Below are 14,258 nucleotides of genomic sequence, written 5' to 3'. Positions count from 1 at the left end.
AGCTCTAAAAAAATGAAAAAACAGCGATTTTCTAACCTCTTATCAAAAAAATTGTCTAAACCAAAAAAAGCGCACGGAGCTTTCGCTCACATGCGCAATTGTGGTTATATTTCCTCGAAAATCCCCTTGGCAACCTGTATCGCCGATGCGGCACGCGGCCAACCTCCATAAAAGGCGAGGTGAGTCATTGCCTCGATCAATTCTTCTTCGGATAGACCGTTCTCTAGGGCCAGACGGATATGAAAGGGTAACTGCTCGGTAAGTCCACCGGCAACCAGGGCCGATATCGTCAGGAGACTGCGTTCCCGAAGCGATAACTGCTCCCTTCTCCATACCTCCCCAAAGAGCACCTCCTCCGAATAACGCGCGAACGAAGGAGCAATGTCTCCAAATGCTTCAAGAGCATTCGATGCAATTTTCCGATGCTTCATTCCAACACCTCTCTTCCTTAAATGAACATTCATTCAATCATCTGTGCGATGCCATTGCCAAACGTCCAGTCCTCGAATTCTGTATCGACCAGCACGACGAAGACGTCTTCTTTCCTGATGCCCAGTGTGCTCGACAACGTCTCGGCCAGCTTGCTGTAAAAGCCCCTTTTCTGCTCCTTGCTTCTCCCGGATTTGAGCGTAATCTGAATATAGAGCAGCCCATCCGTTCGCTCTATATTTAAATAATTCGGACTGTAATAAAATTCGCTTGCTTTATGGGCATGGTAGACTTGAAAGAAATCATCTTGCGGCACGTTAAAATATTCCCTTAGAGCACTCATAATTTCGCGGCTAATGATAGGCAGCTGTTGGTCATCGTATTTGTTCTCCAAGTAACTGACTCTGACAAAAGGCATGTCATTTCACTCCTTTACTAGTGTAACTTCATTGTACTCCCCGCCTCTTATTCTGTATAATTGAATTAAATGATACATAAATTCAAATTACCCGATGGAGATATCTGCTAATGGACCTAAAAGAACTAACTACATTTCAAACCATCCTGCAAGAAGGAAACTTCTCTAAAGCAGCCGCCAAACTGAACTACGCACAATCCACAATCACCAATCAGGTTCAACGTCTGGAAAAGGAACTGGGCATCAAGCTGTTCAAACGGGGCTGGGATTCTGAGCTTACAGCTTCGGGGCGAATATTTGCCGCTGAGATCGACAGTCTGATCCGACATTGGAACTATGTTGCGGACCAGGCAAAAGCTCTGCAAAAAGAGGAGATCGGTACGCTCAGGATCGGAGGGCTGGAATCATTGACAGAGCAGATACTACCAAAATCACTGCTGCGGTTCATGGAGCATAAGCCTAATGTATCCTGCCATTTTGTGATCGGTAACACCGCTTCGCTCTCACATGCCCTGCTTCAGAATCAATTGGATTTTGCCATCTGTGGAGAGCCTGTTGACCTATCTTCGTATCACTTCGAACCCTTGTATCAGGAGCGGATATCTTTTATCGCAGGGAACAACCACCCTTTGGCCGCAAAAGATGAGATCGCTTTCGAGGAATTGCTTGGTTATCCAATCATTGCCGGGGGAGCTACCTGTCTATATCATTCCCAATTATCGAAGCAGTTCTCCCGGTACACCGAAACTCCCTTTCTGCATACCGTAAGTCAAATCTCTGCCATTGCGGGCTTCGTCCAGCAAATCGATTTTGTAGGAGCCGTCCTCGAATCTACGCCGTTACCACCGAATGTGGTGAGACTCCAGGTCACGCTGAAGGAAGCCTCCATTCCCGTAGGCCTGCTGCAATCACGCAACGATGAGTATCTCTCCTCATCCAAGAAGCTTTTGATGCAATTTGTAAAAGAGGAGCTGGAGTCTATTCACGATTAAGGCAGGTGGAGTAACGAGGATGCAAACAGTACCGCAGTGATAAAAATGAGCTGAATCCCTACGCGGACCGCTAATTTCGGCACAGGCTTGCCCCCGATTGTCATATTCATGCGTGCTGCATAGATATTGGCGGGGAGCATGGCCATAAGAAGCAAGATCAGGCATACAGAAGCAGTTGCTGAGAAAGCGGGCAGCAGGATACCTATAGCTCCGGCAATCTCCAGTATTCCGGTAACCGTCACAATCCACTCCTTCATTGGAAAAACAGGCGGCACCATTCTGACCAAATCCGGCCGCCGCCGTCCCCAGTGGGCAGAAGCTCCGAGAAGCAGCATGACAGCTACAGCCCACTGAAGGGCGGTTTGCCAGTCATTCCAATACGTCAAGCCTAGTAGACCTATTCCCCGGAACAGTAAAAAGGATGCTATAAGCGCGATAAAAGGAACCATTTAACCTCTCCCCTTCTTGTTACTTCATATTGCTTCATCTCAATTCTTCAGAATACCAGCCATAAAACCGGATATTTCTTTCGCAGAAAGGGTCCCGGAAGAGGAACGCAGGGATGCCCGCACACGCAGACCCAGTGACAGCAGAACGAACAGCTCCGCCGTCTCATCAGGGTTCACCGTTTCTTTAATCACCCCGTACTTTTGCCCCGTGATAATCCACTGCCTGGAGACCGACACCGACCGCTCATGAAAATGCTCAAGCACCTCCGCTACCGCCGGTTCATTCTCCTTGCCCAGCAGGTATAGAAGCACCTTGTTAGTCGCTTCATGGCTATCTTCCAATCCGGCAAGACTTCTGGCGATGGCATGCATCGGCCCGTCGAAGCTTTTATCAATGCTGCCTCTTACTTCCTCCTCAAAACGATCATTCACAGCGTCAAGACGCTCCTCCAGCACCCAGGCAAAAATCTCATCCTTACTCTTTACATAATGGAATATCGCACCCTTAGATAATTGCGATTGCTCCATAATATCCTTTAAGGTGATGGCATGACAGCTCTTGTCCCGCAGCAATTCTTTCGTTGCATCCAACAACTGCCGGATGGTCTGCTTCCGCCGGTCTGCGTTCTTCATTGCTATTCTCCTCTTCTGCCTTACATAGTTAAGATTGGGTTAATTTAAAATATGATTACTGTTGATTATACATACCGACCGTTGGTTTGTAAATTAGTGTGTAAATAAAAAAAGGTTCGGAATGTTCCGGATAACGTGGATTAATTCCTCCATCATTTCTCCGGCTCCCGCACCCGTGATTTTAATACCTGTCCGATCTGGATCTTATTTCCAGTTATGCCTCTTCATCCTCTTCGTCTTCATCTTCATCAAAGCCGCCATATTGATCCGGTGTCTCTCCCTCGATCTCCGTGACCATAGGCAGTTTTTGTCCCGGCTTCACTTCAGTCTCTCCCAGATATTGAACAATCATTCTCCACTCATCGCCATAATCAAATAGGAGCAGCATCTTTTGTTTGGGGGTATGAAAGACTTTACTGATTTTCGCTTTATGCACTCCAGGAAACCTATCCCCCGCCCCCACATCAGCAAATGATTCATAGCCTTCATCAGAGCGTGTCCAGTTTTTGAGATTATCATAGAATCCAAAGGCATGATCCAGATCAAAATCAAAAGATTCAATCGTAACTGCCGCAAGATCGTACAGCGATGCCTTTGCAGAAATTGCAATCTTCCGGGTAGGCCGACCACGCACCGCACCGTTCCAATCGCTTAAGGTTACTTTGAATAATCTGGCTTGTTCATTCATGGTCATCGGACTCTCCCCTAGTGTCCAAATCAGTTAAATCAAATCGAATGCCTTTGCAAAAGCATCAAGATCATCAATGATAAACAAATCACTACTCCATCTACCTGGCCACACAGCATACAAAGTTGTTTCTTTGCTCATAACCCTATTATATATCTCCAGAATCTTTAGTCTATCTGACTTATTTTTATGATGAACCTGCGATACGTTACCCCTTTCATCCACCTCAAAATAACAAATGGTACTCGCTCCGTATGGAAAGTTCTCGGCTTCTTTAGCACTTCTCATCCCCTTTTTCAACTCCTCTCTTCTCTCGCATTCTCCGAACCTTATGGGACAGTTCTTTTGCTTCGTTAGGGGTCAGCATACCTGCGGATTCAAGGATATCGTCAATTGAATAATCATCTTCAACTTCGATTGTATCGGATTGTTTGTCCATTCTTTTTGGCAAAGACATACCTTATTTCAGCCTCCTATAAGTCATACACAAGGTATTATATTAAAAGCAAACTAAGAATCTCTCAAAACACTTAATCTTGCATCGAGTGTTGACAGCTTAATCTGCCCTTTATGATCAGGGTCCTGATTATACACAAACTTAAAAAGTCAAAGCGAAATTAATAATATTGGCATCAATAAACACATGTGCATTGCGCCTCGTCATTCTTCCTTATCCTCTGAGGCTTCAGTAGTCGTCATCAGCGTTAATGCGGCCTCCTGATATTCCCTGGCTTGCTCTGGAGCGATATGCGCCAAGAGGTTAGCCGCCTCTAAGGATGAGAGCTTCCCTTGCTCAAGAACAGATGCAACAACATTAGTATATCTTTCAAAAGACTCCTCGATGTACGCTTCATCAAACGGACTGGTTGGCAATGAAGACGCACTGCGCTGCTCTTTCCATTCTGTATCCGTCAGCTTCAATACTTCTGTAGAGATAGGCAGCTCTAATTCATTCACTCGTCTGGCAACAGCCTCATATGGGACAGAAGCCATATCTGCAATCATCAAAATAGCTTTCGGCTCTTTGAACTTCTTCTTAAGCTTCGGCCATACCAATCGAATAATCTGCCTAGGCATCATGAGAGCCGCTGCAAATCGATCTGCTGCCCGTTCGACATCCAGCTGCTGAGGTAATAGTTGTTCAAAATTCAGAACATGCCAAAGCTCATGTGCAGCAGTATAATAACGGGTTCTCAATGGCTGATAAGTATTAAGCATTACATATTTATCATCGTCAAAACTAACAGTAGCACCAAAAAAAAGAGGGTCCGGGATATTTTGATAAATCACAGAGGCATGTTCCCGCAATTTTTCTTCGACTCCCGACCCAATAAAGGTTAGCGCTCCAATCTGTTCAGTCAGCACTTCATATGCAAAGTTTTCACCCATTTGTTCAGACTGCTGTTTTATGGAGGGCATTATCGTCCGACCTCCACATATTCCTTTTCCAAATGACGGCTATTCTGAATAGCAGTCAGTAAAATATTCAAATGCCGTTTAGCAATTCGCGAATCCGCATTTCCCCGTAAACTTAGGGTATATTCCTTTTCTTCCGCTTGTTCAGGAGCCAGTAATTGTTCTATAGTAATTCCCATCACACCGGCGACTTGCACCATACGTTTAGGCAGGAACTGACGCTCACCGCTTAGAATATGCCCCATCAAAGCCTTGCTAACCTTGATTTGATCAGCAAGCCACTGAATGGACCTGCCGTTCTCCGCCATCCATGATTTCACCTTCACAATTGCCGCCTGATTCATTTCATTAGCCATCCGAAGCATACCCCCAACTAGAAATGTCACGACATCAATGTCTGTATTTATTATACGTCAAAATAAATTCGATGTGTAGACGAATACAAATTATATATTAACCGTCTACAAAATTTATAAACATCTTATTAAAAGCAAAAAAAGAACGGCATCTCTGCCGTTCTTCATGTGATGGACTCTCAGGGGCTCGAACCCTGGACAAATAGATTAAGAGTCTACTGCTCTACCAACTGAGCTAAGAGTCCGTATGAAATTGGTGGAGCCAAGGGGGATCGAACCCCTGACCTCATCGCTGCCAGCGATGCGCTCTCCCAGCTGAGCTATGGCCCCATATTTTTACAATTTTGCCAATTTAGAATTACATTATGTATTCTAAAATCTGATCTGAGCGAGAAGCTCAGGTCGCTTATTCATCAATGTGTTTCGTAGGCGACTTCTATATAATACAGAAATCTGCTTTCAGTGTCAACACTTTTCCGAAATTAATTTTGATACAAGACGCTCCACCCGGGAACTGACCTCTCAACCTCAAGGCCAGCCCCACTACCCCAATCGAATCCTTCACTTCTAAACGGCGAAGCTTACAGCCCGTCCAGCTCCTCAGTCTTGGACAGCAGTCCCTTCAGTTCCTTCATGAACATGTTAATGTCCTTGAACTGGCGGTACACGGACGCGAAGCGGACGTAGGCTACCTCGTCGACAGGGTAGAGCTGCTCCATGACCAGCTCGCCGATCTGGCGGCTCTCGATCTCGGCGAGAGCGATGCCGCGCAGGCTTTTCTCCACCTCAGATACGATGACCTCCAGGCGCTCTACAGGGACCGGACGCTTCTCGCAGGCACGGATCAGGCCACGGAGGATTTTATCACGGCTGAACTCTTCACGGCTGCCGCCTTTTTTGATCACAATCAGGGGGGTCTCTTCAATCATCTCGAAGGTGGTGAAACGACGGCTGCACAGCTCGCATTCCCGCCTGCGGCGAATGGACTTATTCTCGTTGGCAGGGCGCGAGTCCAGGACCTTGGTATTGGTGTGGTCGCAGTAAGGACATTTCATAAGCTTCTTCACTTCCTCATCATTAGAATGGTTAGGCCTCGTCCCTTGATACACAAGGGCTATGCGGGCATCATTTAATTTCCAGAAAACACCGTTTATTTGTTGTTATGAATCTGACATGTCCGGCACATAATACAGTTACCAACCGATAGGAGGTGAACAGCAATGAGCCAAAATAACAACTCCAATAACCTGGTAGCTCCAAACTCACGCGGTGCCTTGGAACAACTGAAATATGAAGTTGCCCAGGAACTAGGTATCACCCTCTCCCCAGACGGATACCAAGGCAATAAAACTTCTTACGAAAACGGTTCGATCGGTGGTTACATCACTAAACGTCTTGTAACCCTGGCTGAACAGCAGTTGGCAGGTCAGTACAAATAATAACCTGCTAAGCGCGACATAAGCTTGCCTAAGAAGTATCGAACGGCCTCCGGCCGTTTGATGCTTCTTTTTACATAACAGCAGCAGAAGTAACAAGCACCCTAGAACTCACTGTAGAGCTCGGTGTATTGATCATAATAATAAATTACACGCTGCACGTAGTGACGCGTCTCACCGAACGGAATGTCCTTCACAGAGGCTTCTGTTCCGTCCCATTGCCCTTCATCCAACCAGCTCTGCACCTTACCAGGCCCGGCATTATAGGCGGCTATGACCGCTATACGGTTGCCGTCGAACTGCTTGGACAGCGTAGACAAATACCAGGTGCCCAGTTCAATATTGGAGGAGGGCTCTTGCTTCAGCCGCTCCAGCGACACGTCGGGGAGCTTGGCCTTTTCGAGCGCCCACTTGGCGGTATCCGGCATGAGCTGCATGAGCCCCAGTGCGCCTTTTTTGGATTCGCGGCCGGTCTTATAATTGGTCTCCACACGGATGATGGACGCCACCAGGAACGGGTCCATCTCATACGTCTGGCTGTGCTGGCGGATCTCTGCTTTATAATAAATGGGATAAAACCATGACATCCAGTTGGAGCCGAGAAACAGGATCGCGGTAAAGCCGATGAACAGCAGCAGCAGGACTCTTTTTTTGCGAAGCCACTTCATCATATCAGGCCCAGCCTGTCCCACAGACGTCCAACCTGAAGCTCGGCAGATTCAGGATCACCGCTATTGTCGATCACATAATTCGCTTTCCTGCGCTTCAGTTCAATATCTATCTGGGACCTCAGCCGGTCCTCAGCCTGTTCCAGCTTCATTCCGCTGCGCTCCATGAGGCGGGCTAGCTGCACCCTCCTCGGAACATAGACCACAATAATCTGATCAAACAAGGAATCCAGCTCTGATTCGTAGAGCAGCGGAATGTCCACAATGACCAGCCGTTGCGGATTCTCCTGTTCAAGCGCATACATTCTGTCCTTGATCTCCCTGCGGATTGCCGGATGGGTCAGGTTATTCAGTGTCTTGAGCGCCTCCGGGTCCCGGAAGACGATCTCGCCAAGACCCGCCCGGTCCAGCGAACCGTCAGGCAGCAGAATGCGGTCTCCAAAAGCCTCCACCGCTGCCGCCAATACCGGATGTCCGGGGAGCATCACCTCTCTGGCGATGACATCGGCATCCACCAGCGCAGCTCCCTTGCGGACAAACAGTGCAGAGACGGTGCTTTTTCCCGAAGCGATGCCTCCGGTTAAGCCTATAATCATGTACTCACCTCATAATAACTTCATTATACCCATTACAATTAATAATATCGCGGGCAGCGCAGCCGCATGCTTCATCCAGTAGCTGCCAGATAATCTCAGTCCTGTCTTCATTCCCATCAGCAGAAAGGTCCCGCTGAATACAGCGATCATCAGCGAGGTGGACCACGGGCTGAATCCGAGTAGTGCCGCACCGAGACCGGCACCGAAGGCATCCAGCGACAACGCGATCCCCAGGATCATGGCTTCCATGGAGGAGATGCTTCCAGAGGCATCCATATCAGCGGAAGACGGCGTGCGGAGAATCTGTATAACCACGCCCAGATGGCGAAGCTCCAGCGAGAATACAGCCGGCTTCAGCTCTGCCTCAGCACTCTGTGCGGCAGCAGCCGTCTCCCTCCTGATCTCCTGCCCGGGCGCAGCCTCTTCCTGCTCCTTCTCCTTCTGTGTCAGCATCTGGAACAGGGACCAGCAGCCCATTAAGACGAGAATAACCGCTCCGACACTGGAAGCGGCATTCGGGGAGACTACCTTTGCCAGCAGCACGCCGACCTGCATAGAACCATAAATGACGACCCCTGAACAGAGCGAGATAATGATAATGGAGAGCAGGGGAATTTTCATTTTACGCAGTCCATATGTAATGCCTACACCAAATCCATCCAGACTAAGCGCAAACGCAAGCAACAGCAGTGACAACAATGGGCTAAGCACCCGCAATCCCTCCCGTGAAGAACCGGAGCCGGAGCTCCGTTTCGCCATAATCAGCAATCTTCACACATTATATGGGCGGGACGGGCAGGAAGTGCCTGCCTTTATACATAACGGTTATAACTCAGATGTAACTAGCCTGGAAACGGGCTGTAAATGCGGCGCTGACTCTAAATAAATATTACAGAATCAGTACAGGTACCGGCTGGCAGCTGGGACAATAATGCGTTCCCCGTCCGCCGACCACACTCTTCTCAATCAGCGTGCCGCAGGTGGCACACGGCTGATCCTTGCGTCCGTAGATCTTGTGCTGATCCTGGTAGCTCCCGCTCTCCCCCTGGCCGTTGACATATGACTTCACGGAGGAGCCTCCGGCATTCACTGCTTCCGTCAGTGTTGCGACAATAGCATGATGCAGTCTGGCCAGCTGATCCTCCGAGAGGGACTTCGCGGTCTCCTCCGGGTGGATGCCTGCACGGTGCAGGGACTCATCTACATAAATATTGCCGATACCTACTATATATTCCTGATTGAGCAGCAGCGGCTTGATCTTGGTGCTCCGCTTAACGACAATCTCCTTGAACCGTTCCAGCGTGAAATCGGCATCCAGCGGCTCCTGCCCCAGCTTGTTCAGCGGCTTCAGCTGCAGATCCTCTCCCGGCTGGAATAGATGCATCGTCCCGAATTGGCGCACATCCGTATAACGCAGCTCCGTCCCATCTGTGAAATGGAAAATAACATGCGTATGCTTGTCCAGCAGCTCGCCCTCACGGTACACCCCGTAACGGCCCTCCATCCGCAGATGGGAGACCATCACCAGCCCGTCAAATACGAAACGCAGGAACTTGCCTCTGCGCTCAACCGTTACCACTGTATGGCCTGCCAGCATATGGGCAAAGGCCTGAATATCATCCGGGCGCTGAATGATCCGCGGCAGCCGGACGGTGACATGCTCTATCTGCTTGCCTGTAATTAACTCATTAAGTGTTCTTCTGACTGTTTCGACTTCCGGCAATTCCGGCATCATGGCTCACCTCCACTCCATTATACCGGATATCTGCCATGTGCGGGGAGCCTATTTCGCTTCGTACCAGTTGCTGCCATAACTTACCTCTGCCTTCAGCGGAACAGACAGCTGCAGCGCTCCGGCCATCACCTCGGGCAGCAGCTGCTTCATTTGCTCCAGCTCCTCCTCCGGCACCTCGAATACTAACTCATCGTGTACCTGGAGCAGCATCCGGCTCTTCAGGCCGCGCTCATGCAGCGCCTTGTCCATATGAACCATGGCCAGCTTGATAATATCCGCAGCGGTTCCCTGAATCGGCGTATTCATCGCCGTACGTTCTGCGAAGGACCGAAGATTGAAGTTCTTCGCATTGATCTCCGGCAGATAACGGCGCCGCTCCAGCAGCGTAGTCACATACCCCTGCTTACGGGCCTCGACTACGATATCATCCATGTAACGGCGCACACCTTGGAACACCTCGAAATACTGCTCAATGAACCGGGCCGCTTCCTTACGCGGAATGTTCAGGTTCTGAGACAGCCCGTAATCGCTGATGCCGTACACAATCCCGAAGTTAACTGCTTTGGCGGAGCGGCGCATGTTACTGTCCACACTCTCCGCAGGGACGCCGAATACGTCCATCGCAGTCTTGGTATGAATATCCATATCCTCGACAAAAGCTTCCTTCATCCGCTCATCACCTGAGATATGCGCCAGCACACGCAGCTCGATCTGCGAGTAATCCGCCGCCAGAATCGACCAGCCCGGCTCGGAGGGCACGAACACCTTACGGATCTTGCGGCCCTCTTCGAGCCGGATTGGAATGTTCTGCAGGTTCGGGAACTGGCTGCTGAGCCGGCCCGTGGCCGCAATCGTCTGCCGGTAAAAGGTGTGTACCTTGCCGGTCTCCGGCGAGATTTCCTTCATCAGGCCTTCCACATACGTGGATTGCAGCTTGGCAATGGTACGGTATTGCAGAATCAGGCGCACAGCGTCATGATAAGGCGCAAGCTTTTCCAGCACCTCGGCATCCGTCGAATACCCGGTCTTCGTCTTCTTCACGACCGGCAGACCGAGCTTCACGAACAGAACCTCGCCCAGCTGCTTCGGAGAATTAAGATTGAATTCGGTTCCGCAAGCGGAGTAGATCTCAGTGACCAGCCGGGAGATCTGGGCTTCAAATTCCCTGCCGAGCTGGACGAGATCATCCTTGTTAACAGCAATGCCCTGCTTCTCCATATCGGCGAGAATCCGCGACAGCGGCATCTCCAGGTCCTGGAACAGGCGGGTCATGTCCGTCTTGTCCAGCTCCTCCTGCTGCTTCTGCACAATGCCAAGCACGGTTGCACTCTTGCGGGCGACATGCTCACCGAGAATCTTAAGCTCAGGAATTCTATATTTGGCCCCTTTGCCGAAGACATCCTCATCCGGCGACAAGCGGGGCAGGCCGTATTTCGTGGTCAGGTCATTCAGATTCTGGCTGGCTTCGGTCGGGTCCAGCAGGTAGGCGGCAAGCTGAACATCGTTAGCGGCTCCGGCAAAAGCAATCCCCTGCCAATGCAGCGCCAGATCGGCACGGTGCAGATCATACCCGCTCTTCGGCGCCTGCCCGTCACCGAGCCAGTCACGCAGGGGTGCTGCCGCCTTACTCTTCAGCAGGGCAAAAGGCACAAAATAATGCTGCTCCGGCGAAGACAGCCCGAGACCGATCACTTCGGCACGGTGCGGGTTCTCCCCGTTAGATTCCACATGCAGGGCGGAGATGCCCGGCAGTGCCTGAACCAGCTCGCCTATTCCGGCTTCGTCAACAATTGTAATATTAAGCTCTGCGGCTTCCACCACGGGGGAACCCGTCAGGCTGCCGTCCGCCGCATGTGAATAGGCGCTCAGCGACAGGCGCTCCAGCAGCGAGCGGAATTCCAGCTTGGCGAGCGCCGGCCCAGCCGTGTCTGTGTTAATCCCGCTGAAGACCATATCCTCCCACGTATGCTCAAGCGAAACCTCGCGGTAGATCGTCGCCAACTTTTTGCTCATGACGGCGCTGTCCGCGTGCTCTTCCAGCTTCTCTTTCATCTTGCCCTTCAGCTCACCGGTTCCGGCCAGCACGCCCTCCACCGATCCGAACTGCTGGAGCAGCTTAAGCGCTGTCTTCTCCCCGACTCCCGGCACCCCGGGAATATTGTCGCTGGCATCGCCCATCAGCCCCTTCAGATCAATGATCTGCTCTGGGGTGAGATCATATTTGTCACGGATCTGCTTAGGTCCGTAAAGTTCCACTTCCGTAACTCCCTTGCGCACCAGCGCTATGGTGGTATGTTCGGAAGCCAGCTGCAGCATATCCTTATCCCCGGACACAATCATCACCTGACGGCCGGCGGCATCCGCTTCCCTGGAGATGGTGCCGATAATATCGTCAGCCTCGTAGCCTGCAATCTCGAATTGCGGAACCCCCAGACCCTTCAGCAGCTCCTTGAGCAGCGGGAACTGCTCGGACAGCTCCGGCGGGGTCTTCTGGCGCCCGCCTTTATACTCCTCATAGCCTTCATGCCGGAAGGTAATCTTCCCCGCGTCGAAGGCCACAATCATATGTGTCGGTTTATGCTCCTCCAGCAGACGCAGCAGCATCGTCGTGAAACCGTATACCGCATTCGTCTGTTGTCCCGCTGTATTCGTCAGCGGCGGCATGGCGAAGAACGCCCGGTAAATGATATTATTTCCATCAATGAGTATCAGCTTGTCCACACTAGCACCTCGCCTTTTTCTTGCTTTCTCCTTACATAGTAACATATGCTCCGCACCAAGACGAAATGGCTCTGCCACGAATCGCCGCTTTATGCCAAAATAAAAAACAAGCCCCCGGAATGAAGGCTTGCCTCTGGCAGTCTATACTGTTATTGGTTCAAATCCGGACGTTTACCTGTAACAAGATACACTACACTCTCGCCAATATTCGTGGCATGATCGGCAATCCGCTCAATGTAACGGCCAACCAGTGTGAGCAGCATCGCCTGATTCACTGTCTCAGGCTTCTGAACCATATAAGTATACAGTTCGTTAATCATCGCGCTGTACAGGCCATCGACCTGATCGTCATCCTGCGCCATTTTGTAGGCCAGATCCGTATTCTCGTCCAGATAAGACTGAATAGCCTCCGTGGTCATGATTGTAACAAGCTCAGCCATGCGCGGAATATCCACAAGCGGCTTAATCAGCTGCTGTCCCTGGATGCGCATCGTTACCTTGGCTACATCCAGTGCCAGATCGCCCATACGCTCCAGATCGCTGGAGATTTTGAAGGCTACAATAATGCGGCGCAGGTCCTTCGCCACCGGCTGCTGGGTGATGATCAGCCGCGAGCCGATCTCCATGATCCGGTCTTCCATGGCGTTCAGCCGCAGGTCCGCTTTGACAATCTCCTGCGCCCGTACCGTATCAAGGGTCTGTAGGGCCAGTACCGCACCGTCGAGTGCATCCGTTACATGCTCGCCCATCTGCTGCAGCAGAGAGCGCAGTTCTTCCAGATCTTTATCGAATTCTTTTCTGCGAATCATATCGAAAGTGATCCTCCTCACAAACATTTGGTCATATCGGGTGAACAAGAGTGAACCTAAGACTTACGAAGCAGCCATTCTTAGCCGAAGCGGCCAGAAATATAGTCTTCTGTGCGGGAATCCTTAGGGTTCGAGAACAGCAGCTCCGTGTCCGCAGCCTCCACAATAACACCGTTCAGGAAAAATACAGTGCGTCCCGATACCCGGGCGGCCTGATGCATATTATGCGTGACCATTACAATCGTATACTTATCCCGCAGCTCCTGGACCAGCTCCTCAATCTTGAGTGTGGACACCGGGTCCAGCGCTGAAGTCGCCTCATCCATCAGCAGAATATCCGGCTGTACGGCAAGGGCTCTGGCAATACAGAGACGCTGCTGCTGGCCTCCGGACAGACTTAAGGCCGACTTTTTGAGGAAATCCTTCACTTCCTCCCAGAGTGCAGACTGGCGCAGACTTTGCTCTACCAGGACATCCAGCTCGGCTTTGCTCTTCACACCGTGCAGACGCGGGCCATAAGCCACGTTATCATAGATCGACTTAGGAAAAGGATTGGGCTGCTGGAACACCATCCCCACCTGCTTGCGCAGACTCTCCACTTCAATCTCGTCGCTGTAGATGTTTTTGCCGCCGATATTCACTTTACCTTCAATACGTGTTCCGGGAATCATGTCGTTCATACGGTTAAGGGTACGCAGCAGGGTGGATTTCCCGCAGCCGGAGGGTCCGATAAACGCAGTCACCTGCTTCTCCGGAATCTGCAAATCCACCTTCTTCAGGGCATGGAATGACTCATAGTAGAGATCTAGCTTCTCTATGTCAATGATGGATTTCATTAGTTTCTGTTGTCTCCTTCTCATCATCTTCGTTCCCCATGATAAGCTTTCAGTGTAAATAGAGCTCCAGAGAATT

19 protein-coding genes and 2 tRNA genes are annotated in these 14,258 nt (G+C 50.5%); 2 read left to right on the top strand and 19 right to left on the bottom strand.

What is annotated here, in order from left to right; all coding sequences use genetic code 11:
- Positions 1–104: 104 nt before the first annotated feature.
- A complete protein-coding gene (locus MKY12_RS08635; protein ID WP_339313452.1) occupies positions 105–431 on the bottom strand; it encodes a carboxymuconolactone decarboxylase family protein in 327 nt (108 codons plus the stop codon).
- A gap of 29 nt (positions 432–460) precedes the next feature.
- Positions 461–847: a tautomerase family protein gene (locus tag MKY12_RS08630; protein WP_339313451.1), complete on the bottom strand. Its 387-nt coding sequence runs from the start codon at positions 845–847 to the stop codon at positions 461–463.
- Positions 848–957: 110 nt separating this feature from the next.
- On the opposite strand from MKY12_RS08630, the gene MKY12_RS08625 reads away from it, so the two are divergent.
- On the top strand, positions 958–1,839 hold the full coding sequence (locus tag MKY12_RS08625) for a LysR family transcriptional regulator (protein ID WP_339313450.1): 882 nt from the start codon (positions 958–960) through the stop codon (positions 1,837–1,839).
- Here MKY12_RS08625 and MKY12_RS08620 read toward each other — a convergent pair.
- The 10 genes from MKY12_RS08620 to nrdR form a co-directional block, all read right to left on the bottom strand.
- Positions 1,836–2,288, bottom strand: coding sequence for a DoxX family protein (locus tag MKY12_RS08620; RefSeq protein ID WP_339313449.1), 453 nt, complete (start codon positions 2,286–2,288; stop codon positions 1,836–1,838). The genes MKY12_RS08625 and MKY12_RS08620 overlap by 4 nt on opposite strands.
- A 39-nt stretch (positions 2,289–2,327) precedes the next feature.
- A complete protein-coding gene (locus tag MKY12_RS08615; RefSeq protein WP_339313448.1) occupies positions 2,328–2,921 on the bottom strand; it encodes a TetR/AcrR family transcriptional regulator in 594 nt (197 codons plus the stop codon).
- A 214-nt stretch (positions 2,922–3,135) separates the two neighbouring features.
- Entirely contained in the window at positions 3,136–3,615 is a 480-nt protein-coding gene (locus MKY12_RS08610) for a hypothetical protein (protein ID WP_339313447.1), read from the bottom strand.
- Positions 3,616–3,642: 27 nt separating this feature from the next.
- Positions 3,643–3,897 carry a hypothetical protein gene (locus MKY12_RS08605; protein ID WP_339313445.1) on the bottom strand — a complete coding sequence of 85 codons (255 nt, stop codon included), beginning with the start codon at positions 3,895–3,897 and terminating at the stop codon, positions 3,643–3,645.
- On the bottom strand, positions 3,884–4,066 hold the full coding sequence (locus MKY12_RS08600; protein WP_339313444.1) for a hypothetical protein: 183 nt from the start codon (positions 4,064–4,066) through the stop codon (positions 3,884–3,886). The genes MKY12_RS08605 and MKY12_RS08600 overlap by 14 nt, the downstream gene beginning before the upstream one ends.
- A 203-nt stretch (positions 4,067–4,269) precedes the next feature.
- Entirely contained in the window at positions 4,270–5,028 is a 759-nt protein-coding gene (locus tag MKY12_RS08595; RefSeq protein WP_339313443.1) for an ImmA/IrrE family metallo-endopeptidase, read from the bottom strand.
- On the bottom strand, positions 5,028–5,381 hold the full coding sequence (locus tag MKY12_RS08590) for a helix-turn-helix transcriptional regulator (protein WP_339313442.1): 354 nt from the start codon (positions 5,379–5,381) through the stop codon (positions 5,028–5,030). The genes MKY12_RS08595 and MKY12_RS08590 overlap by 1 nt, the downstream gene beginning before the upstream one ends.
- A gap of 172 nt (positions 5,382–5,553) precedes the next feature.
- Positions 5,554–5,626: transfer RNA gene (locus MKY12_RS08585), tRNA-Lys, on the bottom strand.
- Positions 5,627–5,635: 9 nt separating this feature from the next.
- Positions 5,636–5,711, bottom strand: a tRNA-Ala gene (locus MKY12_RS08580).
- A 251-nt stretch (positions 5,712–5,962) separates the two neighbouring features.
- Positions 5,963–6,436, bottom strand: coding sequence for a transcriptional regulator NrdR (gene nrdR, locus MKY12_RS08575; RefSeq protein WP_036725557.1), 474 nt, complete (start codon positions 6,434–6,436; stop codon positions 5,963–5,965).
- A 165-nt stretch (positions 6,437–6,601) separates the two neighbouring features.
- Between nrdR and MKY12_RS08570 the strand changes: the two genes are divergently transcribed.
- Entirely contained in the window at positions 6,602–6,820 is a 219-nt protein-coding gene (locus tag MKY12_RS08570; protein WP_036695868.1) for an alpha/beta-type small acid-soluble spore protein, read from the top strand.
- A gap of 101 nt (positions 6,821–6,921) precedes the next feature.
- Here the strand turns inward: MKY12_RS08570 and MKY12_RS08565 are convergent, their stop codons facing one another.
- The 7 genes from MKY12_RS08565 to pstB all read right to left on the bottom strand — a co-directional run bounded on the left by MKY12_RS08565 (position 6,922) and on the right by pstB (position 14,182).
- Positions 6,922–7,485 carry a lytic transglycosylase domain-containing protein gene (locus tag MKY12_RS08565; RefSeq protein WP_339314825.1) on the bottom strand — a complete coding sequence of 188 codons (564 nt, stop codon included), beginning with the start codon at positions 7,483–7,485 and terminating at the stop codon, positions 6,922–6,924.
- The gene (gene coaE, locus MKY12_RS08560; RefSeq protein WP_339313441.1) at positions 7,485–8,081 is read right to left on the bottom strand and encodes a dephospho-CoA kinase; all 597 of its coding nucleotides are present in this window, start codon (positions 8,079–8,081) and stop codon (positions 7,485–7,487) included. The genes MKY12_RS08565 and coaE overlap by 1 nt, the downstream gene beginning before the upstream one ends.
- Positions 8,082–8,090: 9 nt before the next feature.
- Entirely contained in the window at positions 8,091–8,792 is a 702-nt protein-coding gene (gene ytaF, locus MKY12_RS08555; protein WP_036725560.1) for a sporulation membrane protein YtaF, read from the bottom strand.
- A 178-nt stretch (positions 8,793–8,970) separates the two neighbouring features.
- Positions 8,971–9,813 carry a DNA-formamidopyrimidine glycosylase gene (gene mutM, locus MKY12_RS08550; RefSeq protein ID WP_339257406.1) on the bottom strand — a complete coding sequence of 281 codons (843 nt, stop codon included), beginning with the start codon at positions 9,811–9,813 and terminating at the stop codon, positions 8,971–8,973.
- 51 nt (positions 9,814–9,864) lie between these two features.
- Positions 9,865–12,537 (bottom strand): DNA polymerase I, encoded by a 2,673-nt coding sequence (gene polA / locus MKY12_RS08545; protein WP_339313440.1) that lies wholly within the window; start codon positions 12,535–12,537, stop codon positions 9,865–9,867.
- Between the two features lie 149 nt (positions 12,538–12,686).
- A complete protein-coding gene (gene phoU, locus MKY12_RS08540) occupies positions 12,687–13,346 on the bottom strand; it encodes a phosphate signaling complex protein PhoU (RefSeq protein WP_339313438.1) in 660 nt (219 codons plus the stop codon).
- Positions 13,347–13,426: 80 nt separating this feature from the next.
- A complete protein-coding gene (gene pstB, locus MKY12_RS08535) occupies positions 13,427–14,182 on the bottom strand; it encodes a phosphate ABC transporter ATP-binding protein PstB (RefSeq protein ID WP_036725565.1) in 756 nt (251 codons plus the stop codon).
- Positions 14,183–14,258: the final 76 nt, after the last annotated feature.

This window comes from Paenibacillus sp. FSL M7-0896 (assembly GCF_037975415.1).
GTDB classification, from domain to species: domain Bacteria; phylum Bacillota; class Bacilli; order Paenibacillales; family Paenibacillaceae; genus Paenibacillus_AQ; species Paenibacillus_AQ silagei.
Note: the sequence above shows the minus strand (reverse complement) of the source record. Positions and strands in the feature narration are given on the sequence as shown.